This window comes from Psychroflexus halocasei (assembly GCF_900107595.1).
Lineage (GTDB): Bacteria > Bacteroidota > Bacteroidia > Flavobacteriales > Flavobacteriaceae > Psychroflexus > Psychroflexus halocasei.
In genome coordinates, this window is the sequence record NZ_FNQF01000009.1 from 1 (window position 1) to 23512 (window position 23512).

Below are 23512 nucleotides of genomic sequence, written 5' to 3' on the forward strand. Positions count from 1 at the left end.
CCAATCCATCAACCACAAAAATTTAAAAGACCTCTACCCGCAGAATTATAAAAAAATAGATGAACTAGCAAAGATGTAGTTGGTCGGGGGGATACCGTCTTTTGTTTTTTTAGCGTTGCCAATAAAAACATTTTCACCATCTATAAAAACTGGGCGTTTGAGTAAAGTGTAATGTTCAGCGATTAATTCTTTAAGCTCTTCTTCTGAAACTGACTTATTCTTGAGGTCTAATTCTTTATAAATTCTCGCTCTTTTGTTAAGCAAATCCTCATAAGAGGCTGTGAAGTTTCTTAAATGTGAAAGATCATCTAAAGAAATAGGCTCTTTCTTTAAATCTTGTATGAGCATATCTTCAGGAAGATCGAGATCATTCATAATGCGTTTACACGTGTCACAAGTTGATAAATAAAATACTTTTTTCATAGGAAAGAGAGTTATTCAGCTTCTTGTTTTTTTTGACGACGACTTCTATAAACGGCATAAAAAACGCCTCCAACTAGTAGGTAAGGGAAGGCCATTAAGTAAACAATTCCGTTATTGATGCCTTTGGCAGCACTTTGGTCTGTGTCTGTTTCTAAAACAGCTCGACACATGGAACATTGAGCATCAGCCTCAATAACAATTGACAAGAGGAAAATAACGCTAAAGATTATTTTTAAAGAATTCGTTTTCATCATTTTTAATTTTAATAATAAGGATACATAAAAAGATAAACTAAAACACCAGTGATTGCCACGTATAACCAAATAGGAAATGTCCAACGTGCAATTTTTTTATGTTTTTCAAAGTTACCACTTATCGCTCGATATATTGTAAACAATACTAACGGAACGATAATCGCTGACAAAATGATATGCGTTATTAAGATAAAGAAATAAATTCCTTTTAGCAAGCCCTCTCCACCATAAGGGACTGGATCATTACTGATTTTTGAAATAACATAACTCACCAAGAAAACAACTGAAAGTGCAAAAGCAGTCATCATGAAAAACTGATGTTGCTTTCTTTTTTGTTTTAAAATCATACGATAACCGATGATTAAAAGAAGCGCAGTCAAAGCGTTAATAATTGCATGGAAAAAAGGGAATGTACCAACATCAACACCTAATAAATTTGAGCGTTCAGGGAGATACATCAATATAAGTACAATGATGGGAACTAAAATGGATAGCGTGATAATTGTCGGGACAGCGTACTTGTCAAACTTGGAGATCTTTGTTTTCATTCTAAAAGTGATTTGATGTCTTTGATAAGAATATCAATTTGAGGTTCTTCACCCTCTAAAGGATTTTTTTCGTCATGCGGAACTGATCCTCTATAGAAAATAATCGGATTGCCAAACTCATCTTGTCTGGATCGGATATATCCTTCTTGGTCAACAAGTGCGAAGTATCCAGAATGCTCAAAACCACCTGGTGCATTTTCATCTTCAGCAGCGTAAATATTAAAGCCTTTATTAGACAAATTATAAATTTCATCTTGATCTCCAGTGAGCAAATGCCAGTTGGCATGTTTAATTTTATATTCTTCCGCATATTCCTTAAGAACTTCTGGCGTGTCAAACTCAGGATTTATGGTGATAGAAGCAATTCCGAAATCCATATTTCCATAAAACTCGTTTTGGACTTCAACAAGGTTTGATGTCATAATTGGGCAAATGGAAGGACAGTTCACAAAGAAAAATTCGACAACATAAACTTTATCCTTAAAGTCTGCATTAGTGATTGTTTTTTTGTCTTGATTAATAAATTCAAAATGTGGGACTTTCTTTTTTTCTCCATTTACAACAATATAGCCTAATTCTTCACTTTCATTTCTTGAGTTATATTCGTTAACAACCCAAATTCCGAAAATGAGTACAACCAGCGATATGCCAACGTAAGAATACTTCTTCATTTGATTAATCTTCTTTTTGTTTTTCTTTATATTTTTTCAATTCGAGTCTATATTCAGCTAAAAGTATTTTGACATCATCGTTAAGTTTGTCATTCACTTCTGCAATATTACTCATATCATAGGCGTATTTTAAGCCTTCATCTTCATCCTTAAGGCGTCCTCTTAAGTTAACGTCTTTGTCAATAATAAAGCAATGCTTTGAAGAAAGCTCATCGCTTAATTTAATTTTATTACCAAGTTCATTAAAAACTGATTTGATTTCTGCATCAGTCAGACTGATGAATTTCCAGAATTTTGCATCAGAAGAGGTGGAATTGATTTCGTACTTAAATTGATCAATATATTGTTCTTGATCTGGACTGATGATTGTTACAACTTGAAAATCCTTAAACTCATGATTTTTGTCGTAAATTTTCTCTTTCATATTAAAGGCGAAAACCTTTGTCGTTTCAAAGTCGTGACCAAAGAATGTTAACAAAGTTATTTTATCTTTTAGGTTAACAGAATCAGATTTGATCGTGCTTGAAATACCAAGATCTTTTTTGATAATAGGAAGTCGTGCAAATTCATTAACAGCACTTGAGAAAAACATGTAAGCTGTAATAGGTAGCACAAAAAGTATGATCAGAACAATTTTCTTTTTGTCCATTTTAAATTTTTTACAAAAATAGAAAAGGCGGTTGATATCAACCGCCTTTTCTATGAGTTTTTAACCTTTATTTAGATTTAGAAATCCCAAGTTATAAAACCATTCACGAAGACATCATAAATATAATATCCTTCAATTAATAGAATTGCGATAATGTATGAGATAAGGAATACGCCTGTCCAAACAACAGATCTTCTTAATCCTGATGTTTCATGCTCCATGTGCATGAATGCCCATGTAATATAGTAAGCTTTAAAAATTGTTAGGATGATAAAGATCCAGTTGAGTAAGTGCATATTGACAATATCAGTATTCACTAAAAAATCTGGTTTTATGATTCCTAAAACAACCTCTACAATCGTTAAGACAGAAAGGATGACAAATACTTGCCAAATTCTCTTGATAGCTCCAGAGCTTTTCTTTTTATTTTCAGTAGTCGTAGTTTCTGCTGACATGATAATTAATTTATAATATTAAACGAGGTAGAAGAACGTAAAGACAAAGACCCAAACTAAGTCGACAAAGTGCCAGTAGAGTCCTACTTTTTCTACCATTTCATAAGAACCTCTTTTTTCGTAAGTTCCGACTAATACATTAAAGAATGTAACAATGAGTAGCATTATACCAATTGAAACGTGGAAACCGTGAAAGCCTGTAATGAAGAAAAAGAAATCTGCAAACAGAGGTGGTCCGTATTCATTGCGTGTTAGGTTTGCACCCTCAACAACTCTTACGGCTCTTTCGCTTAGGTATTTTTCTGCCTCAGCACGATCAAGTATTGTTTTTTCGCCGTTTTCGTTAATCTGCATTGTTCTGATAGAGAGATCAGTGTTGTCTGTAAAACCAGCTTTGATTTCATCTAAAGTGTAACTTGGTTGGTCATTACCAGAAGCATACCAAATTCCGTTACTTCCTTCATGTACAGCCTCACTTCTCTCAGAAGCTTTTGCAAAATCTGCAATGGCTATTTGATGTCCATCGCTGTTGACAAACTGTAATATTTGACCAGATTTTGTTTCAATAGCTCCGTAAGTTCCACTGATAAAGTTTTTCCATTCCCAAGCTTGTGAGCCTAAGAAAATTAAACCACCTAATATGGTTAATGCCATATAAGTCGTTACTTTTTTCTTGTTCATGTGGTGTCCAGCATCAACGGCTAAAACCATTGTAACAGAAGAGAAAATAAGTATAAACGTCATTAATGCGACATAATACATCGGCGCATCAACACCGTGTAAGAAAGGGAAGTGATTAAACACTTCATCGGCAATTGGCCATTCTTCAATAAATTTGAAACGAGACAAACCGTAACCAGATAAGAAGCCTGTAAAGGTTAATGCATCGGAAAGGATGAAAAACCACATCATCAACTTTCCATAGCTTGCTTTTAAAGGAGGTGTGCCGCCACCCCAAGCCTTACCTTCAGTTCCTGTTTGTGCAACAGTAGTAGATTCCATATAATAAGATGTTTGTTGTCTGCAAAAATAGACAAAAATCTATTTATTTAAAGAAATATAAAAACAAAAAGAGATATATCCACAAAATGTCCACAAAATGCCAAAAAGTTAAGCCTAGACTGAAGCCTAACATGTTTCCTTTTGAGTACTTCTTTCTAAAATGATTATAAATTACAACCAGTAAAACAATTAAGCCTGCAAAGAGGTGAACTAAGTGTGTGACAATAATAATGTAAACAAATGAAACGCGAACATTACTAGCGCCACCTGTAAAACGGAAACCATCTTTGATGATTTCATCAAATCCCATAAATTGCATGATGACAAACAAACTCCCTAAAATGAAAGTGATAATCATCAATAGATTTGCTGCCTGTCTATTTCCGCTTAAAATTTGTTTTTTGGCAAAGTGAAATGTAAAACTACTGATGACAATTGCAATTGTACTGTATAAAAACACAGAAGGTAAATCATAATCAGTTAACCAATCCGGGCGTGTTTTACTAACCACATAAGAGCTTGTTAAGCCTGCAAACATCATCACCATACTGATGATGCCAAACCAAAGCATCATTTTTCTTGCACGAGCTTTACTTGTATTATCTATACCCATAGTCTAATATATTTATCTAAAACGTAAACAATTTGAATAAAAGAAATGTATGAAACACTCGCCAGCATCAATGCTTTTGCAGCTTTTGTTTCACGTGTTTTATAAAGTTGAATAGCTCTGTAAAGCATAAAAATACCCAAAGCCAAAATAATTATTGCCGAAATAGGAGAGATCATAAAATCTCCAGTAATTTGAAGAACAGGAATTAAAGAAGCGATAATTGTCCAGATTGTATAAAGAATAATCTGAATTGCCGTTCCTTTATCGCGTTTACCTGTTGGAAGCATAAAGAAACCACCTTTTTTATAATCATCATATAGCCACCAGCCTAAAGCCCAGAAATGAGGGAATTGCCAAAAAAACTGAATCATAAATAAAATCCCTGGTTCTATGCCAAACTCTCCGCTTGCTGCAACCCAACCTAACATAAATGGTATTGCGCCCGGTAGGGCTCCTGCAAAAACTGATAATGGCGTTAAGGTCTTTAATGGTGTGTAAACACTTGTGTAAAGAAATATTGATATGGCACCAAACATCGCCGTAATCGGATTGATGATGAATAGGAGGTAAACACCTAAAATCGTCATAACTGAGGCGAGTATAAATGCATTTTGCTTTGAAACTCTCCCAGATGGAATAGGTCGATTTTGTGTTCGTTGCATTTTAGCATCTAAATCTTTTTCAATAATTTGATTGAAAGTATTAGAAGCACCAACCATAGCGTAGCCTCCAATAGCTAGCAATAGGATGTGGAAATAATCAATATGTTCAACGCCAAGCAGATAACCTGCGATGGATGAAAAAACAACGCTTAATGCAAGTCTGACTTTTGTGAGCGATTTAAAATCATCAAAAATGCTTGGAGTCGTATAATTTTCAGCTGTGGTTTTAGACAACTTTTTGGATTTTTGTGCAAAGATACAGCGAAAAAAATAGATTTTGAACTTTGACGAAAGTTAATATTATCTGATGTTCAAAGTAGAATGCTGATGATGTTGTTTAGTAATTATAATACCAATTGAACAAGTCTGTTCTAAACCCAAAATTAAACCAAGTTGTGTTGTCTTCAAACACCGTTGCGGTTGTTTCTTCTGGTTTAAAACTTCTATGAATAATGCGTGTGTAAAGCTTAAGGTTTGTTTTTGGATTGATTAAGTAGCCAACTTCAAGTTCACCAAACAATTGTTTGACTTTATTGCCGTACCCAATTTTAATGTTATTATCCTTAATTCTGTCACGCTCATTTCCATAAATATTACCTCCATAAAAAGGATCAAGATCATCGTTTTTTTCTAAACCTCTTGTCCCTGCAATGAATTTTGCATGACCAAACCAACGGTCTTTTCGATATCTTGCAATTGCAATAAACTCTCTAAAATTAGCGCCCCATTGATGGGCTAATGATTGACCATTATGGCCGTAGTTTAAAACGCCTGTGTAATGAGAATAAGTGTAAGGCCTAACTTCATTATACTCAAGTTGTAAATTTAAATCTTTGACTTTAAAGGCGTCAAAGTATTTAACTCCGAGTTGGAAACCTAGTTTATTTCTCCAGCTATTTTGTCCTCCAAAAATATCACTTGTCGCAAACTCGTCAATTATTAACTGACCATAAGAATTAATGTTATCAGTCCATTTATACTTATAACTTAGACCTATTAAAGCGTTTCCGCCTTTAGATCCTGTTGAAAATTCAATCATGTGATAAAATATGACAGGATTGATGTAGTTGAAATCAAAGCCTCTGTCATTATCATTTTGCCAAATAACAGATTCAAACAGTCCTATATTTAACCTTTTTGTAATGTTGTAACTGAGATGGTGTGTCGCCATGTATTTTGTTCGGTATGATCCATTATCAGTGACCTCATCTCTTGTATCTCTCAATGATCTCCAAGTATTTGTGTATTTAAGTTTCCAAATATTTGTTTCTATTTTAAAATATGGATGAATACTGGCATTATCACTTATGAAAAGTGATCTATGTCCGTCACCTATAAAATTTTGACCATGACCTAATTGAAGTTTGAAATACTTGCTAGGTTTATAACTGATATAGCCTTCAGCGATTGGATAATCGTAAGCGTTTTCATTAAATCTTTTAGCGATCCCTCTTGAAGGAATGGTTGCTGGGTTTCCGCCAACAGGTTTTATCGATTCGGCATAAGCATTGTAATAGTCAGCAAATCTTGCTTGACTTTCGTAAATTGCTGTAAAGAAATTAAATTTCTTGCCTAATTGTCCTTGTATGTATGCAGCTCTTGTGTTATTATAAGTATAGCTCTCATCAGATTCTGTGTCTTTTCCTAATTGAAGATCTGCGGCAATATTAAAAGTTAACCAATAATCTTCTCCTTTAATTGTGACTAAATCTTCGTTAAAAAACTTTTTACCGAGCCATGTTTTTTTGTCAAACCTTAAATCATTGACTTCTTTTTCAAAATTATAATAAGGTTTGATGTCTTTGTAAGAATAAGGTTTTGATGATGTATGCGTGTTTGTGCCAATTCGGTTTAATTCTTTATCAAAACGATTATAAACCTCATGAGATAAAGGGATATTGAGATAACTGTTGAATTGGTCGTCATTAAACTGTTGATTTTTCAGTTGATCATATTCTTCTTGAAGTGGATTTTTTTTCTTTTCCTCTAAAATTTTAGTCTCATTTATATTAATCTCCTCCGTATTATAAATTGGAATAGAAAGAGGAATCGTGAATCTAATAAAACGCGCTTCACCGTTATAAGTTGCAGGTTTTATTTTTGGTAATGAGTCAAAGCTTTTTTGTATTTCACTCTTGATTTTTTGATCTATCGCGTTGATGTAAATCACATTAAACTTTCCAATTGTATCAACTTCAAATAAAACTCTGGCAACACTTTCAGATTCATCCAAAGAATCTGGATGATTATAGCTTTCTGCAAGATGATTAATAAGTTGACTTTTAAAACAATTATTCTGTTGTTCTGAGTTTTTACATTCTTCAAAAACAGGGTAAGTTTCTAATTCAGATTGTGCCTTAACAGTAAAACTTAATAACAAAAATAAAATCAGGAAGGAGTGAGACTTCATAAAATTGAACGATTAGGTGGCAAAGATAGCAAAAAGCTAATTTTAGCAGTTATTTGCGAGTTGAATTTATGATGCATAAAAAAAGCTCGAATCAACTGATTCGAGCTTTAATATTTTTATAATATAAGAGTTTAATCTCTAATTTGGAAAGTAATAGGAAGCGAGTAAAGAACACCTACTTTTTGACCTCGTTGCTCACCAGGTTTCATTTTAGGTAATTTATTAATAACACGCTCACCTTCTCGTTGTAATCTTGGGTGAGGGTTACGCGCTCTTACATCAACAATTTCACCAGATTTACTGATTTTAAATTGTACGTAAACTTTATTAACTCCACTTAAACCTAAGTCTTCACCAAGGCCAGTGTCGAATTCTTTACCAACAAACTCAGAAATCTTTTTACTCATACATTTCTTGCGTTCTTCATTGGTCGTGTATTTCTCACAGCCAGGGAAAATCGGTACATTTTCAATAACAGCAAAAGATACATCTCCGATTTCTTCTTCAACCTCTTCAACTTCTTCAACCTCAACAATTTCGTCTTGGTCAGTATCTGTTGATTCAATCACGACCTCTTCAACATCTTCTTCGTTGTCAACAACCTCAATAACTTCGGGTGCTGGCGGCGGTGGTGGTGGTGGTGGTGGCGGAGGTGGGGCTTTAATATCAGTAATAGGGACATCTTCTTCTTCAAGCATGTCCAAATTAACTTTACCTGTGTCTATCTGTTCTTTATCGTATGTTTTCCATTCGATAAGGAACAAAGTTAACCCAAGCATAAGCGCAAGACCAATTTGAAAAAAAAGAAAGCTCTTTTTATTCAAATCTTTTTTTGGATTCTTTTTAGGTTCCATAATTAATTTTTAAAGATTACTAAAGTATAAATTTTCAAAAGACTATCAATGACTTTACTTATTAATTTTTAAAAATTGTAACAAAGCACTTGTAATAACAAGACCGATAAATGATCCTAAAGTATTTGCTGCAATATCATAATAATCAAAAGTTCTATAGGTAGTCAAGCTCTCTTGAAGGACTTCAATAACAATGCCAAAAAGTATTGTTAAAAAAAATATACCGCTAAAATCTTTTAACGATATATTTTTTTCTCTGTAATTTCTATAATGCAGTGCCACACTAAAGCTCAATGAGGCATAGGCAATGAGATGATAAAGTTTATCTGCTGATTTGACTTTTAGCTTAGGTAAATCACTAATATTAATAAGTGATAGAGCAGGAATTGCACTTGCTATCAGAATCAACAAGCATAGACTTAGCCACTTATTCGATATGAGCTTTATAAGCTGCTGCATCGATAAGGTCATTAAGTTGTTCAGTATCTTTTATTTTAGCCTTAATCATCCAACCTTTGCCATAAGGATCTTCGTTGACTAATTCTGGTTCATCTTCAAGCTCTTCATTGAATTCAATGATTTCGCCATCAAATGGTAAAAATAAGTCAGAAACAGTTTTAACAGCTTCAACAGTTCCAAATACTTCTTCTTTATCAAGCTCTTCGTCTACTGTTTCAACTTCTACATAGACAATGTCACCTAGTTCGCTTTGAGCGAAATCCGTTATGCCTATTGTTGCTACGTCACCTTCAATCTTGACCCATTCGTGGTCTTTTGTGTATTTTAAATCTTCAGGTAATTTCATCTTTATATTTGTTTAATTATTAGTTTCCAAAGTTGTATCTCAATGTAAATCCACTTCTAATCGTTGTTTGTGGATAAATTGTGGAGATCGCATTTTTCGAAAAGATATGATCATAAAAGAAAATCGCAGTTAAGTTTTTTGTGAAAGCATATTCTGCTTCAAAATCTATTGACCAAATGTCTTGTCCTGCAGTCGTTCTGTTATTTACAACATCTAATGATCTGATGATTGTTTCATTTTTTCTTAAAGATAGATTTGCGTTTAATTTTAAATCACTGCTTAAAACGCGTCTGTTACCTTCAAATTGAGTTACAATCTTCAAATCTTTGATGCGATAACCAACCCCAAAGATATACTCTTCCCCTAACATTTCTGTTAAAAGGCTGTTATTAAAACTCAATGATAAAGCTCTGTCTTTTCGATATTCAGCTAAAATACTAACTGAGTTTTTCATTTCAAAATCGACCTTTAATAAAGGTGTAAATTCTTCTATTAAGTTGATGTTTGAAATGATGTATTCACTGTTGAAATTTCCTTTTTGATTTTTATTAAATTGCCCGTAAGGATCAATTCTGTTAAAGTTCAAGTTACTTTGAAATTGATTGATCGTGTAGGATGATGAGTAAGCATGTTGTAATGAAAACCTAGTAAACCTTTCTTTGAACCAGTTCAGACGCATTAAGCCTGAGTATTTCAAATTCCAATTTGGTAGAGGCGTATCTCTAAAAGCTCCAAGCTTTACACTTCCTGCATCTTTTCCAGTATATGCAGCAAGGAACGCAGGTAGTAACACATCTTGACTTGAGCGCCCAAAGCCTTTAGGATAACCGTTTTCGTCAATATTTGACGGATCATTGATATTAATGCCAGCATTTGAAGCTAATCGATTTGCAATGACAAGTCTGTTACTTCTAAAATCTTCAAAAGTTTGTGATTGATCTCTTGAGCTTTCTTTAAAAGCTGTCTTGATCATATTTGTAGAAATGTTGAAGTTACCAAATGTATTTGGCGTCACAGATCTATACTCACCTGTTAGTTGATCAATATTGTAATTTTCCGCATAGGTATCAGAATACATACGGTTTGCAGTTAAGTCCAACGTTAATCCTGGTAAAAGTTTGATGCCTGCCTGTATATCTAACTGTGTGTTTTTCGTTCGTGTATATTCCTCATTAAAGTCTTGATACATTGTTAGCCAACCTTTGCGTGCAGCGCGTTCTCTTATGTCGCTTTGCCCACCAAATGTGAAAGCTGCAGAAGGTTTTAAAGTTCCTCCAAAACCTATGCTGTTAAGGTAACCTGGTAAAAAGATTCCTTTTGTGTTTGAGTAATTAACTTGCACGCGGTCAAGTGCTGTCACAATTCCTATTAAGGTATTTAATGCTTTATCTCCTGTTGATAATTCACTTGAGTTTCCTGAAGGCGCTTCTTCTTTTTGTAGCGTTTGAGCTGCAAGATCAGAGCCGCCTCTTCTTCTGCTCATTTGCTGTCTACCATTGTTGGCCTGGCTATTTGCTCGTTTCTTAGTTAAGCCGATGTAGTTATAAAATCTGCTCATCGTCAAGTTTGCATTGATGTTGTGCTGAGCAGAGTTTTGAACGGTGTTTCCTAAATCTGGAATGTCTTCAAGATTTCTTAAAACTTCAGATCCTTTTTCCCACATAAAATCTCCTGAATATGAATACTGCGCTTTTAAGAAGCTTAAAAAAGGAAGTTTTTCTAAAGGTAAAGTGTAATTAACTTGTAAACGCTGATAATGTCTGTTTGGTTCGCCGAAGTTGATAAAATCATCCCAAATGCCAACTGAATTATCTTGATTGTTATTTTCGTCAATATAATTTCTAACAATTCTATTTGTTGAAGAATTGAAATTAAAATTTAAAGCATCAGTTAATTTATGTTCAATACTGTATTCCCAGTCATAGAAATAATTACGCTGATATAATTTTGGCGTTCCTATGCTTCCTGGAGGCAAGTTGAGATTTCTCAATTTCATTTCGTTATACTGCCTGTTAAAAGTTGAGCTTGCAGAAAGTGATGTTGGTAATAAATTGATATTGAAATCTGTTAATAAATCAAAATACGGACTTTTTAATAATTCAATATTTTTAAAAGGCTCAACTTTATATGGTTCAACTTGATATTCGTAAGTTAAGCCAACATTCAGGGATTGATCTTTTGATTTTTCTATTTCAAAATCTCTATGATCAATTTGATTATAAGTTCCTGAGAAAGCAAAGTTTTCAATATCGTAAGGCATTGGCGTACTTTCTTCTTGGCCAACTCTATCTTTCCTTAAGCCAATAACACTTACACTTTGGCGGCGTGTATATGTTTCCGCACGTTCTTTGATTTGGTCTCTGGTCTCACTGTCTGGTGCTGTGTCTAGAATGTTATCAAGTTCTAAATCATCATAAACCGGATCATATTTAGGCGTGATTAATTCTTCACCTCGACTATAAGAAAATGGAATACGAACACCCCAATCTTGAGGAAGAAGTTGACCGACATTAATACCTGTCACAACATCATATTGTTGCATATCTTCTTGACTACGTTGGTTTGGACCATCTTCAATACCGCCAAAACCTGACGTACTTCTTCGACCAGTTGCTGATATGTTTGCAAAGTCAGCAAAATTGGTGTCCATGTTTGCAACGGCAGCCCAACCACCTTCATTTTTTAAACCAGATAAGCGCATTTCATTAAACCAAACTTTACCTGAAATATTTTGGTTAGAGCTGTTTGTTAAACCTAACATCATCACTCTGACATTACCAAAACTAGGATTTCCTTTGATACCAATACGCATTTCGCCTGGTAGGCTATTTGGAGCTGGAGATAGCTCTTCAGTGAAATAATTTAGGTCAAGGCTACTGTAATTATCATCATTAAGGACTAATGACTTTATACGTTGTAAAACATCTAGACTCAACTCTAAATCATTCTCAGCTGGCCAAACGCCTCTTGGTGTTAAATCGCCTGGAGAGCTCACTTTTAAAGGGACTTCAATTTGGTAATAGTTGTCAGTGAAGTCGATTCCCATCCTGATGAAAGCGACCATTTCATCATCTTGTAATTGTGGATTTGGGGCAGGATATGATTCAGCATGTAAAAACATTTCAAGCTTTTCGTACTGTCGCATATCAATTTGATAATTCTTATAAACGCCACGAGAATCTTTAGACTCTAGGTTTTTGACATTTAAAGAAATAGACTTTTCATCTTCTCTTATTGTCGTGTTGTTGTTAACTAATTCTTCGCGGTAAACACCAGGAGGAGTTACATAAGCTGATGTTGTTTCTTCTGAAACAGATTCAGAACTAAATTGTGTTGTTGTACTTGTTTCTGGATCATTACCATCAGGTCTGATAGGTTGGTTGTAAGTTAAATAATCACCTCTCACTAGGTCCAAACTACCAAATCTTAAAATTGTCTGTTCTTCAAAATCTGTCATAAACAAACGCATAAAACGGATTGATCTTAAATCAGATATGCCGCCGACTGAATATTTGGAATCAGTTTTTAAAGGGACTCTAAATTGTACCCAACGGACTGGCATTTGGTTCCCATTTTCTAAAGTTACATTGGTTTCTCTAACGTCTGTAATATAATCACGATCAATGCCAGCACTTGAGCTTGTATTGTTTTGAACACTCATGTTAGGATAAATAGGAACTTCATATTCGAAATAGCTATCTATCGTGTTCATCGTGTTGTCTCTGTTAACATCTTCTACATCTGGAAAAGATGAATTTCCTCTGTTATTTTCAGAAACATCAACAGGATTGTTGCCTTCCAAGCCGTTATATTTCGCATAACGATCAAGAATGCCACCTTCTGAGTTAAGGTAGTAGATATAATCGTCGTTTGAAGGATCTTCAAAACCAGCAAAAGCAGGGAATTTTTCAGCTTCTTGTGCGTTACTTAGTCCATCTAAACCAACATCTTGATTGGCTCTTTGTTGTCCTTCTGTGTCAAAAGCATAAACCAAAGATTGATTACTAGGGACTTTACCAAAATTGGTTGTTAAGGTATTTGATAAGCCTCCGTCTTCTGGTAAACCGTTTTCAAATTGCTTGCGACCATCTTTTAAAATATCTTCAGAAATACTACCAAAGTTAAGAACAACTTTACCGCCATTATTTGTGACATTGTCATCATAGATAAATGGATCCATTACCCAAAACTCAACAAATTCAACATTAGCACGTTCAAAGTCTGTTGTTTGTAAACCCCGCATAATTCCACCGAAATTCTGCTTGGCATTCGGCAATTGGTTATCGTTAGCAGCAGCTGGATTGTAGTTATACATCCCGCGCTCATTTGGATCGTAAGATAAATCCAAAGAGTAAATTGTTTGAATTTGACCAGGCACTAAATCTGTGTTTGGGAATAGTTCATTGATCAAAATTCGTCTTGAGTAATATTGGGATAAATCTTGATCCGTTAGTCCGCTTGGTCTTTGAGAGCTGTAGAAAATCGGGTCAATAGTGTACCAATTTAATTTTGCTCTGTAATTGTTGATGCTAATATCATCATTGACATCGTAAGTGCCGTTAACATCATTTGGACCTCTAAATCCAACAGGAATACTTGATAAACTCCATGAATCTGGATTAAGTACTGAAATTGAAGTTTGAGATCCTTCGAAATCGTCGATATATGAAGTTGCTTCTCCTCCAAATTCACTTGCTTTTGGTGAGCCAGGTTTGAGGTAAGCAAATTCTCCTCTAAAAGAAAATCTAGACTCAACATCTGTATCAATGTTAGGAAGCTTATTAACAAGCCTAGTAAAGAAAGGAACTTCAGTGTCGTATTTTAAATTAAATCCGTAGATGGAGTTGTTTATCGCTTCTGAATTATAATCTGATTTTTGAGTGATTGGTTTTTCACTTAAATTTAAAAATGTTGCGCCAAATTGTAAATCATCACTAAATCTGTGTTGAACGTCAATTCCTGTAAAGCGTTTTGTTTGTCTTCCAAAGACAGCATTGTTTTCAGTTGAAATATTAATGGGTGTGTTGGAAGCGAGTAAGGCTTCATCAAGAATATTCACACGGCTCAACTCGTAATCAACAGTATAATCAACACCTTCTTGTAATTCTCTTCCGCCCGCAGTCACTTTAACAGAACCTCGCGGAACGTTAAATGAACCGATCGGGATGCCGTTAGCACCTGAGGATTTATAACGTCCTTTTAATTGGAATTTATTTTTATCAGTGCCTTCTTGTTTTGCTTGCGTTTTAGTTGTTTTATATAAACTTCTAAAAACATATTTCTTTTGGTTGTCGTTATAAGTCACAGGATCGCTATAATCTTCACTTCCTGTGTTTGGTGAATTGTCTAACTTTTCAAAAAGATATTCACCAAAAGGTTCAACTTGTGTAAATTTAATTAAGCCTTTATCTGGATCAATCGTAATTCCTGGTACAAAATCAAAAAAGCCATCACCACCGTTAATCGGGTCGTTGTTAGCATTTAATTGATCTAACTGAAAGACCTTTAATAAATTTTCATCTTCAACATCAGATGGCAAAGGAACAGATGAGTTTGGCGCAGCTTCAATAAAGTTGACCGGTTCAGGATCTTTGTATAAAATATTAAACCTAAAGCCATCTTCTTCTAATTGATTTGTCCCTAAATAATAAAAGTTTTTCATCATCAAATCCCAAACAGGTTCGTTCACATTTGTAATTGGACTTTTAAGAAGCTTAACAATTAAATTTTGATTTTGAGCGATTTGTTCACCAGGAACATTAGGATTTTCAGTGGTTTCAGTTGCATCTGGTCCGCCATTTGCAAACTCACCAACTTGAAAAACTTTACCATCTGTTGTTTTATATTCAAAAGCGATACCTAAAATCTCGTCGTTTGATAAACGTTGGTTTAAAGAAATATAACCAAGCTGAGGGTAAAGCGTGTATTCATTTTGTCTTAATTCTCTTGCGTTTTCTAAAACAGCATAGTCACGACCTTCGGAAACAGCAGAATTAGCAGCACCAAAACCTTGGTTGACAGTTGAAATATCTCGAATGGCATTCGTTAAAATGGAATTTCCAGAGCCAATGCCAAAAGGGTTAAAATCGTTATTTGTGTTATGCGGTCTTGCGTTTGGATTATTGATGAAGTTAGGGACAGGGGGAGCGGTTTGATTTCCTTGGTTATCAATAAATAAACCTAATTTCTCAGGATCTGATTCTCCAACATCTTGCAAAGCGACAATGCTTCTGGCATTCGAATAATCATTTGAATTGTTTGATCTATTTGTCACCCAAACTTGAACTCTTGTGATTTGAAATTTACTATTGACAAATGGATAATTTTTTAAAGCATCATCATATTGATCACGAAAGTATTGCGATAAGAAGAAGTGTCTATTCTCATCATAATCTAAAATGAATTTATCAAAATCTCTAACCGTTGCACCGCCTTCGACTTGAACGCTTTGACGCTCTGAGTTTAGCTCTGAGAAAACACCAGTAATTGTTGTTTTACCAAACTGAAGTTCTGTTTTTACACCAAACAAACTTTGAGCACCTTCAATCAAAGAACTATTAATTGGCATATTAACGTTACCAACTTCAATTTTACGAACGATATCATCTTCTGTTGGAGTGTATTCAAGTTTGATTTGGTTTTGAAAATCAAAAGTTGATTCTGTGTCGTATTCCGCGTTTACAGTTAATCGTTCACCAACAAAGGCTTGAAGCCCAACGCTGATGCGTTGATCAAAATCAAAAGTGACATTGCTTTGATTTCTAGGCGATATAGAAGGGTTGTCTTGTTTTGAATAAAGAATTCCTAAATCAATTGCAACTGAACCTCTTGGAATGACTTCAATTCTATTACCTCCAAAAACACTTTGAAAGAAAGAATTATTGACATAAAAAATCGGAATTAAATTCTTCTGATTTTCTTCATTTCTACCGCTAGCGGCATCAGACTTTTGTTTGAAGTAAGCTTTGAGCTGCTGCTCCATGATTAAATCATGGTATTCTTCACGCGTTAAAACCAGCGGATATTTAATACTGACTTCGCCTATTTTTTCGGTGTAAATATATTTGTCTAAAATTGGATCGTATTTGTATTTTTTTGCAATACTTGATGGATCATCCATAAAGATCTGTCCAAAACTATAACCTGTTTTGGTGCTGTCTTGTTCCGTTTGACCAAAAGTTTCTGTTGTACCAAAGAGTAAACATGTAAATACGATGCAGAAAGCTGAAAATTTATGACTTAGCAGTGACTCCAAATGAACTATAGTTTTTTCAAGGCGGTTTTAATAATATTCTCTAAAGTAACAGAAGGCTCATCAGCGATAATTTTGCTGACAATCTTTTCAGATTTTTTTCTATTATATCCGAGAGTTTCTAAAGCAGATAACGCTTCTTTCTTGTGTGTATTGTTTGAATTTGGGATTTTTTTAACATCGTTAGATAAGTCCATTTTATCTTTGAGATCAATGATAACACGCTGAGCTGTTTTTTTACCAATTCCTTTAACGCTTTGTATTGTGTCTGCATCTTCGCTTGATATGGCGTCAATCACTTGTGAAGGTGATAATGATGATAACATTATGCGAGCCGTGCTAGTCCCTATGCCTGAAACACTAATAAGTTTTCGAAAAACTTCACGTTCTTCTTTATCCATGAAGCCATATAAAGTATGCGCATCTTCTTTAACATGAAGATGCGTATATACTTTAATATGTTCTTCGTTTTTTATTTGAGAAAAAGTATGTAACGAAACATTGATTTCATATCCAATTCCTTGGCAATCAATAACAATGTTTGTCGGATTTTTCTCTATTAATTTTCCTACAATTTGGGTAATCATTTTAAGATGATTTTAAGAAGCCCAAATGTAATAAAATAAATCTATCTTAAATTTATTCGTTCGTTTTCTTTTTCTCTTTAAGTTGGGCGTCAACAACACCTACAGCCGACATGTTAACCATTTCATCAACACTTGCTCCGAGTTGGAAAATGTGAGCTGGTTTTTTTAGTCCCATCAAAATTGGACCAATTGAGTCTGTATTGTTGAGCTCCTTAATTAATTTATAAGTACCATTTGCAGCATCCAAATTAGGATAAATCAAAGTGTTGACTTTCATATTTTTAAGTTTAGAGAAAGGAAATTTTTCGTTTCTCATTTTTCTGTTTAAGGCAAAGTCAACTTGCAACTCTCCATCAATAATAATTTCAGGATTATTTTTGTGTAAAATTGAAATGGCTTCCTTCACTTTAGCCGCATTTGGATCTGTTGAAGAACCAAAGTTTGAATAAGATGCCATAGCGATAATCGGTTGAATGCCAAACATCTTAACGGCCATCGAAGTCATGATCGAAATATTGGCAAGTTCTTCAGCAGTTGGATCGATATTAATAGATGTATCACTGATAAAAATTGGACCTTTTGCTGTGTTTAAAACATTGGTTGCTGCAACCTTTTTGACGCCTTTCTCTTTACCGATAATTTGTAATATAGGTTTTAAAACAGAAGGATAAGCTCTTGAATAACCGGAAAGCATTACATCAGCGTCACCTTTTTCAAGCATAACGGTTGCAAAATAATTTCTTTCTCTTAATAGTTTTGTTGCATCATAATAAGTGATGCCTTTTCTAGCTTTTTTGTTCCATAAAAATTCAGCGTATTCATCTCTTGTTTTTTTCTGACTGTCATCTTTAGGGTCGATAATTTCAATGTTATCTGCTTCAAAATCAATCTCTTTCATCAGTTCGATAATGACATCCTTACGGCCTAATAAAATAGGGATGCCAATGCCTTCGTCATGAACAATTTGAGCAGCTTTTAAAACATCGAGATGGTCAGCTTCTGCGTAAACAATACGTTTAGGATTTCTTTTTGCCGTTGTCATTAATAAACGGGTGATTTTATCTTCACTTCCCATACGGTCGTTTAACTCATCTTCATATGCTTGCCAATCTGTAATAGGGATTTTTGCAACACCAGATTCGATTGCAGCTTTAGCAACTGCTGGAGGGATTTTTGCTATTAATCTTGGATCAAATGGTTTTGGAATGATATAATCTCTTCCAAAATTTAAGCGTGTTTCAGAGTAAGCAATATTGACTTGTTCTGGGACAGGTTCCTTCGCTAAATCTGCTAAAGCACGCACTGCAGCCATTTTCATTTCTTCATTAATCTTACTCGCTCTAACATCTAAAGCACCTCTGAATAAGAATGGAAATCCAAGAACATTATTAACTTGGTTAGGAAAGTCTGTTCGACCAGTTGCCATAATCAAATCCTTTCTTGTTTTGACGGCAAGTTCGTAGTCGATTTCTGGATTAGGATTTGCCATCGCAAAAACAATAGGATTGTCCGACATGCTTAAAAGCATTTCTGGCGAGACAATATCAGCAATGGAGAGACCAACAAATACATCGGCACCCTTCATTGCATCTTCAATGGTATGAATGTTTCTGCCAGTTGCGAAATATTCCTTTTCAGGTGTTAGATGATCTCTGTCTTTTCTAATCACACCTTTACTGTCTAGCATGACAATGTTTTCAGATTTTGCACCAAAGGATTTGTATAGCTTTGTACAAGAGACCGCTGCTGCGCCAGCTCCACTGACAACGATTCTGACATCTTCCATTTTTTTGCCTGCAATTTCAACAGCATTAATCAGTGCAGCTGCTGAAATAATAGCGGTTCCGTGTTGATCGTCATGCATGACAGGAATATCTAACTCTTCTTTTAATCTTTTTTCGATTTCAAAAGCTTCAGGTGCTTTGATGTCTTCTAGATTAATACCTCCAAAGGTGTTAGCAATGTTTTTGACGGTTTCAATAAAAGTTTCTGGATCTTTGGTATCAACTTCAATGTCGAAGACATCGATATCTGCAAAGATTTTAAACAAAAGGCCTTTTCCTTCCATCACGGGTTTAGAAGCTTCAGGGCCAATATCACCGAGACCTAAAACGGCTGTTCCGTTTGAGATTACTGCGACAAGGTTACTTTTGTTCGTATATTTATAGGCGTTGTTTTTGTCTTTTTCTATTTCTTTGCAAGGCTCTGCAACTCCTGGCGAATAAGCGAGACCAAGGTCGCGCTGTGTAGCATATTTTTTAGTAGGTATAACTTCAATTTTGCCAGGTTTAGGTTTTGCGTGATAAACTAATGCTTCACGTCTTTTGCTTTCTTTGCTCATAATTTAGAATAATTAACTGAAAATTTCAGTTTTTTAGACTTACAAAAATACAATATAATTCTCTCTAATGTAGTTGGAATTAGTGAGATGTTCAGTCTTTTAAGATATAATTAATATTACGCTTTAAGCCCTCATATTTTGTTCTTTTGACAGCAGATTTTCTGAAAATCTCATTGAAGACATCTTTGGTGATTTCTGTCCAATCTTCTTTTTTGTAGTCTAGAAGATCAGGATGCGGATTGAAGAGAGGTTCATTATGTGGTTTACTGAAACGATTCCAAGGGCAAACGTCTTGACAGATGTCACAGCCAAACATCCAATCTTCAAATTTGTTTTTAAAGTCTGACGGGATTTCTTCTTTTAACTCAATCGTTAGGTATGATATGCATTTACTTCCGTCAACTTGATAAGGCGTAATTGCTTGAGTTGGGCATGCATCTATACATTTCGTGCATGAGCCGCAATGGTCTGTTACTGGCGTATCATAAGCGAGTGGCAAATCAATAATCAATTCTGAAATGAAATAGAAAGAGCCTCTTTGCTTGGTAAGTAGATTTGAATGCTTTCCAATCCAACCCAACCCGCTTTTAGCTGCCCAAGCTTTTTCAAGAACAGGAGCAGAATCAACAAACACACGTCCGTTAATTTCTCCAATTTCTTCATTGAGCTCTTCCATCATCATTCTCAATTTCTTTTTGATTACATGATGGTAATCTTGTCCGTAAGCGTATTTGCTCACTTTAAATGTGTTTTCTTTTTGATTTTCTTCTGGGAAATAATTGTAGAGAAGAGAGACGACACTTTTTGCTCCCTCAACTAGTTCGGAAGGATCAAGACGTTTATCGAAATGATTTTCCATATACTGCATTTTGCCATTAGCATTATTATTTAACCAATTTTCTAGTCTTGGAGCTTCTTCTTCTAAAAATTCTGCTTTGCTGATACCACATGAAATGAAACCATATTTTTCGGCTTTCTTCTTGATGAGTTGGCTATGTTTTTCAGCATTTAAATTCATCTAAAAAAATTAAAATAAACCACTTTGTTGTGTCGGTTTGTTTTTATTTAAGTGTTTATAAGCTAATTCAGTGACCTCCCTACCGCGTGGAGTTCGGTTGATGAATCCTTTTTGTATTAAAAAAGGTTCGTAAACTTCTTCAATGGTTTCTGCATTTTCACCAACTGCAGTTGAAATAGTTCCTAAACCAACAGGGCCACCTTTAAATTTATCAATAATGGTGTTCAATATTTTATTATCCATATCATCAAGGCCATGTGCATCAACGTTAAGTGCTTTGAGGCTATATTTTGATATTTCTAAATCAATATTTCCATTTCCTTTTATTTGAGCAAAATCTCTCACTCTTCTTAATAAAGAATTGGCGATACGTGGGGTGCCACGACTTCTTCCTGCAATTTCTATAGCCGCTTGCTGAGAAATTTTGACATCAAGGATGCGTGCACTTCTAATCACGATATCGCTTAATAATTCTGTGCTGTAATATTCCAAACGGTTTGAAATCCCAAAACGTGCTCGCATAGGAGAGGTGAGCAATCCTGAACGTGTTGTCGCGCCAATGAGTGTAAATGGATTGAGATTGATTTCTACACTTCTTGCGTTGGGACCAGACTCAATCATGATATCGATTTTATAATCTTCCATTGCAGAGTAGAGGTATTCCTCGACAACCGAGCTTAAACGGTGTATTTCATCAATGAATAAAACATCTCTTTCTTCAAGATTAGTCAGTAAACCCGCTAAATCGCCAGGTTTGTCGATGACTGGTCCTGAAGTAATTTTGATATTTGCATCAAGTTCTTTCGCGAGAATATGTGCTAAAGTTGTTTTCCCGAGACCAGGAGGTCCATGGAATAAAGTATGGTCAAGTGCCTCGCCTCTTAGGTTAGCAGCCTTGACAAAAACTTGTAAGTTTTCCAAAACGTGAGATTGTCCAGCAAAGTCATCAAAACTTAAGGGTCTTAAAGCTCTTTCATATTCAAACTCTTCTGAGTTAAAGTGATCGGCTTCTGGATTGAGGTTTTCATTCATAAAAACAAAGATAGCGAAAAAGAGTTTCGTGCAAAACCATTGACAAAAAAGCGGGAAAACCTAAAAGGAAATCCCGCTGAAATATATTTTAAGAAAATCTTGCTTAGTGCATTGTTTCTTCTTCATTATCACGAATAGGAACGTTTTGAGGAACAAAATCTTGACCTGCGATCACGTAATCTTTTTCGTCTTTATCCATTTTAGAATAATCATAAGGCCATCTGTAAACGACTGGCAATTCGCCAGGCCAATTTCCGTGAATATGTTCCACAGGTGTTGTCCATTCAAGAGTCGTAGAGTTCCATGGGTTTTGTGTAGCTTTTTTACCATAAAAAATAGAGTAAAAGAAGTTCCATAAGAAAACGACTTGTACTGCTGCTGCAATAATTGCAAACACTGTGATTAGAACGTTAACATCAGCTAAATCATCAAAGTATGGAAAAGCTGTGTTTGTGTAATAACGACGTGGAAGACCTGCTAAACCAACAAAGTGCATAGGGAAGAAAACCCCATAAGCTGCAATTGCTGTGATCCAAAAGTGAACATAACCTAAGTTTTTGTTCATCATGCGACCAAACATTTTAGGGAACCAGTGATAAACACCAGCGAGTAAACCGTAAATTGCTGAAATACCCATCACTAAGTGGAAGTGAGCAACAACGAAATATGTATCATGTACATTGATATCTAAAGTACTGTCACCTAGAATAATTCCTGTTAAACCTCCTGTGATAAATGTAGAAACGAAACCAATTGAAAATAGCATAGCCGGGTTCATCTGTAAGTTACCTTTCCAGAGGGTTGTAATCCAGTTAAATGCTTTTACTGCAGAAGGAATAGCAATTAATAATGTTGTAAATGTAAATACAGAACCTAAAAATGGATTCATTCCTGAAACGAACATATGGTGACCCCAAACAATTGTTGATAAGAAAGCAATTGCTAAGATTGAAGCGATCATAGCTCTATAACCAAAAATTGGTTTTCTGGCATTTGTCGCCATGATTTCAGAGACAAGTCCCATGGCTGGTAGAATCACGATGTAAACTTCAGGGTGACCTAAGAACCAAAATAAGTGTTCAAACAAAACTGGTGAACCTCCTTGGTGAGCTAAAACTTCACCTTGGATATAAATATCACTTAAGAAGAATGAAGTTCCAAAACTTCTATCCATAATCAACAATAAAGCTGCTGATAAAAGAACAGGGAAGGAAACTAAACCAATGATAGCAGTGACAAAAAGAGCCCAGACTGTCAATGGTAAGCGTGTCATAGACATTCCTTTAGTTCTTAAGTTTAAAACAGTAACAATGTAGTTAAGACCTGCAATAATTTGTGAAGCGATAAAGAAAGCCATTGAAATTAACCACAACGTCATACCCATTCCTGAACCACCAATAGCCTGTGGTAAAGCACTCAGGGGCGGATAAATTGTCCATCCTGCGGATGCTGGACCAGCTTCAACAAATAGTGAGCTCAACATGATTGTACAAGAGATAAAAAATAACCAGTATGATACCATGTTAAGGAACCCTGATGCCATATCTCGTGCACCAATTTGCAACGGTATCAAGAGGTTACTGAAAGTACCGCTCAAACCTGCTGTTAGTACGAAAAAAACCATGATTGTACCGTGAATTGTTACCAATGCGAGATACATGCTTGGATCCATAACTCCATCTTTAGAAAACTTACCTAATAAGGCATCAAAAATCCAAAAAGATTCTCCTGGCCATGCTAGTTGAATTCTAAAAAGTACTGACATCATGATCCCGATGATCCCCATAATCAGACCTGTAATAAGGTACTGTTTAGAGATCATTTTATGATCATAACTAAAAATATATTTTTCAATAAACGTTTGTTTGTGCTCATGATGTTCTTCATGCGCACCGCCATTTTCATTATGTTGTAAAACTACTGACATATTTTAGGA

Annotated in this window: 19 protein-coding genes; all 19 read right to left on the bottom strand. The window is 35.0% G+C overall.

The genetic code is table 11. The features are described 5' to 3' along the window. Positions 1–45: 45 nt before the first annotated feature. The 19 genes from BLV84_RS10355 to BLV84_RS10445 all read right to left on the bottom strand — a co-directional run bounded on the left by BLV84_RS10355 (position 46) and on the right by BLV84_RS10445 (position 23503). Complete coding sequence (locus BLV84_RS10355; protein WP_093244735.1) at positions 46–423, bottom strand: arsenate reductase family protein; 378 nt, start codon at positions 421–423, stop codon at positions 46–48. 11 nt (positions 424–434) lie between these two features. Continuing rightward, on the bottom strand, positions 435–674 hold the full coding sequence (locus BLV84_RS10360; RefSeq protein ID WP_093245180.1) for a hypothetical protein: 240 nt from the start codon (positions 672–674) through the stop codon (positions 435–437). Between the two features lie 11 nt (positions 675–685). Beyond that, the gene (locus BLV84_RS10365; protein WP_093244740.1) at positions 686–1225 is read right to left on the bottom strand and encodes a DUF420 domain-containing protein; all 540 of its coding nucleotides are present in this window, start codon (positions 1223–1225) and stop codon (positions 686–688) included. Further along, positions 1222–1896: an SCO family protein gene (locus BLV84_RS10370; RefSeq protein WP_093244744.1), complete on the bottom strand. Its 675-nt coding sequence runs from the start codon at positions 1894–1896 to the stop codon at positions 1222–1224. Before BLV84_RS10370 ends, BLV84_RS10365 begins: the two co-directional genes overlap by 4 nt. A 4-nt stretch (positions 1897–1900) precedes the next feature. Further along, complete coding sequence (locus BLV84_RS10375; protein WP_093244748.1) at positions 1901–2545, bottom strand: hypothetical protein; 645 nt, start codon at positions 2543–2545, stop codon at positions 1901–1903. Between the two features lie 77 nt (positions 2546–2622). Beyond that, entirely contained in the window at positions 2623–3000 is a 378-nt protein-coding gene (locus tag BLV84_RS10380; RefSeq protein ID WP_093244753.1) for a cytochrome C oxidase subunit IV family protein, read from the bottom strand. Positions 3001–3018: 18 nt separating this feature from the next. After that, positions 3019–4002, bottom strand: coding sequence for a cytochrome c oxidase subunit 3 (locus tag BLV84_RS10385; protein ID WP_093244758.1), 984 nt, complete (start codon positions 4000–4002; stop codon positions 3019–3021). A gap of 43 nt (positions 4003–4045) precedes the next feature. Beyond that, positions 4046–4615: a cytochrome c oxidase subunit 3 gene (locus BLV84_RS10390; RefSeq protein ID WP_093244763.1), complete on the bottom strand. Its 570-nt coding sequence runs from the start codon at positions 4613–4615 to the stop codon at positions 4046–4048. Then, entirely contained in the window at positions 4606–5511 is a 906-nt protein-coding gene (cyoE, locus tag BLV84_RS10395; RefSeq protein WP_093244767.1) for a heme o synthase, read from the bottom strand. Before cyoE ends, BLV84_RS10390 begins: the two co-directional genes overlap by 10 nt. Before the next feature lie 103 nt (positions 5512–5614). After that, positions 5615–7687, bottom strand: a complete 2073-nt coding sequence (locus BLV84_RS10400; protein WP_093244772.1) for a gliding motility protein RemB — start codon at positions 7685–7687, stop codon at positions 5615–5617. Positions 7688–7818: 131 nt separating this feature from the next. Next, the gene (locus BLV84_RS10405) at positions 7819–8541 is read right to left on the bottom strand and encodes an energy transducer TonB (protein ID WP_093244777.1); all 723 of its coding nucleotides are present in this window, start codon (positions 8539–8541) and stop codon (positions 7819–7821) included. Positions 8542–8595: 54 nt separating this feature from the next. Next, a complete protein-coding gene (locus tag BLV84_RS10410) occupies positions 8596–8949 on the bottom strand; it encodes a VanZ family protein (RefSeq protein WP_234953138.1) in 354 nt (117 codons plus the stop codon). Between the two features lie 19 nt (positions 8950–8968). Next, a complete protein-coding gene (gcvH, locus tag BLV84_RS10415) occupies positions 8969–9346 on the bottom strand; it encodes a glycine cleavage system protein GcvH (protein ID WP_093244787.1) in 378 nt (125 codons plus the stop codon). A 19-nt stretch (positions 9347–9365) separates the two neighbouring features. After that, positions 9366–16601: a T9SS outer membrane translocon Sov/SprA gene (gene sov / locus BLV84_RS10420; protein WP_234953139.1), complete on the bottom strand. Its 7236-nt coding sequence runs from the start codon at positions 16599–16601 to the stop codon at positions 9366–9368. Between the two features lie 5 nt (positions 16602–16606). Then, positions 16607–17185, bottom strand: a complete 579-nt coding sequence (ruvA, locus tag BLV84_RS10425; protein ID WP_093244794.1) for a Holliday junction branch migration protein RuvA — start codon at positions 17183–17185, stop codon at positions 16607–16609. A 52-nt stretch (positions 17186–17237) separates the two neighbouring features. Continuing rightward, positions 17238–19526 (bottom strand): NADP-dependent malic enzyme, encoded by a 2289-nt coding sequence (locus BLV84_RS10430; RefSeq protein WP_093244799.1) that lies wholly within the window; start codon positions 19524–19526, stop codon positions 17238–17240. Positions 19527–19617: 91 nt separating this feature from the next. After that, positions 19618–20544 (bottom strand): tRNA epoxyqueuosine(34) reductase QueG, encoded by a 927-nt coding sequence (gene queG / locus BLV84_RS10435; protein ID WP_093244804.1) that lies wholly within the window; start codon positions 20542–20544, stop codon positions 19618–19620. Positions 20545–20553: 9 nt separating this feature from the next. Beyond that, positions 20554–21576, bottom strand: coding sequence for a Holliday junction branch migration DNA helicase RuvB (gene ruvB, locus BLV84_RS10440; RefSeq protein ID WP_093244809.1), 1023 nt, complete (start codon positions 21574–21576; stop codon positions 20554–20556). Positions 21577–21679: 103 nt separating this feature from the next. Further along, a complete protein-coding gene (locus BLV84_RS10445) occupies positions 21680–23503 on the bottom strand; it encodes a cytochrome c oxidase subunit I (protein ID WP_093244814.1) in 1824 nt (607 codons plus the stop codon). Positions 23504–23512: the final 9 nt, after the last annotated feature.

Excerpts from the sequence above, each read along its gene's own strand:
- BLV84_RS10355 (WP_093244735.1), bottom strand. The coding sequence starts at position 423 with ATGAAAAAAGTATTTTATTTATCAACTTGTGACACGTGTAAACGCATT.
- BLV84_RS10385 (WP_093244758.1), bottom strand. The coding sequence starts at position 4,002 with ATGGAATCTACTACTGTTGCACAAACAGGAACTGAAGGTAAGGCTTGG.
- BLV84_RS10365 (WP_093244740.1), bottom strand. The coding sequence starts at position 1,225 with ATGAAAACAAAGATCTCCAAGTTTGACAAGTACGCTGTCCCGACAATT.
- BLV84_RS10375 (WP_093244748.1), bottom strand. The coding sequence starts at position 2,545 with ATGGACAAAAAGAAAATTGTTCTGATCATACTTTTTGTGCTACCTATT.
- queG (WP_093244804.1), bottom strand. The coding sequence starts at position 20,544 with ATGAATTTAAATGCTGAAAAACATAGCCAACTCATCAAGAAGAAAGCC.
- BLV84_RS10445 (WP_093244814.1), bottom strand. The coding sequence starts at position 23,503 with ATGTCAGTAGTTTTACAACATAATGAAAATGGCGGTGCGCATGAAGAA.
- gcvH (WP_093244787.1), bottom strand. The coding sequence starts at position 9,346 with ATGAAATTACCTGAAGATTTAAAATACACAAAAGACCACGAATGGGTC.
- BLV84_RS10390 (WP_093244763.1), bottom strand. The coding sequence starts at position 4,615 with ATGGGTATAGATAATACAAGTAAAGCTCGTGCAAGAAAAATGATGCTT.
- BLV84_RS10370 (WP_093244744.1), bottom strand. The coding sequence starts at position 1,896 with ATGAAGAAGTATTCTTACGTTGGCATATCGCTGGTTGTACTCATTTTC.
- ruvB (WP_093244809.1), bottom strand. The coding sequence starts at position 21,576 with ATGAATGAAAACCTCAATCCAGAAGCCGATCACTTTAACTCAGAAGAG.
- BLV84_RS10430 (WP_093244799.1), bottom strand. The coding sequence starts at position 19,526 with ATGAGCAAAGAAAGCAAAAGACGTGAAGCATTAGTTTATCACGCAAAA.
- BLV84_RS10380 (WP_093244753.1), bottom strand. The coding sequence starts at position 3,000 with ATGTCAGCAGAAACTACGACTACTGAAAATAAAAAGAAAAGCTCTGGA.
- BLV84_RS10400 (WP_093244772.1), bottom strand. The coding sequence starts at position 7,687 with ATGAAGTCTCACTCCTTCCTGATTTTATTTTTGTTATTAAGTTTTACT.
- BLV84_RS10360 (WP_093245180.1), bottom strand. The coding sequence starts at position 674 with ATGAAAACGAATTCTTTAAAAATAATCTTTAGCGTTATTTTCCTCTTG.
- BLV84_RS10405 (WP_093244777.1), bottom strand. The coding sequence starts at position 8,541 with ATGGAACCTAAAAAGAATCCAAAAAAAGATTTGAATAAAAAGAGCTTT.
- ruvA (WP_093244794.1), bottom strand. The coding sequence starts at position 17,185 with ATGATTACCCAAATTGTAGGAAAATTAATAGAGAAAAATCCGACAAAC.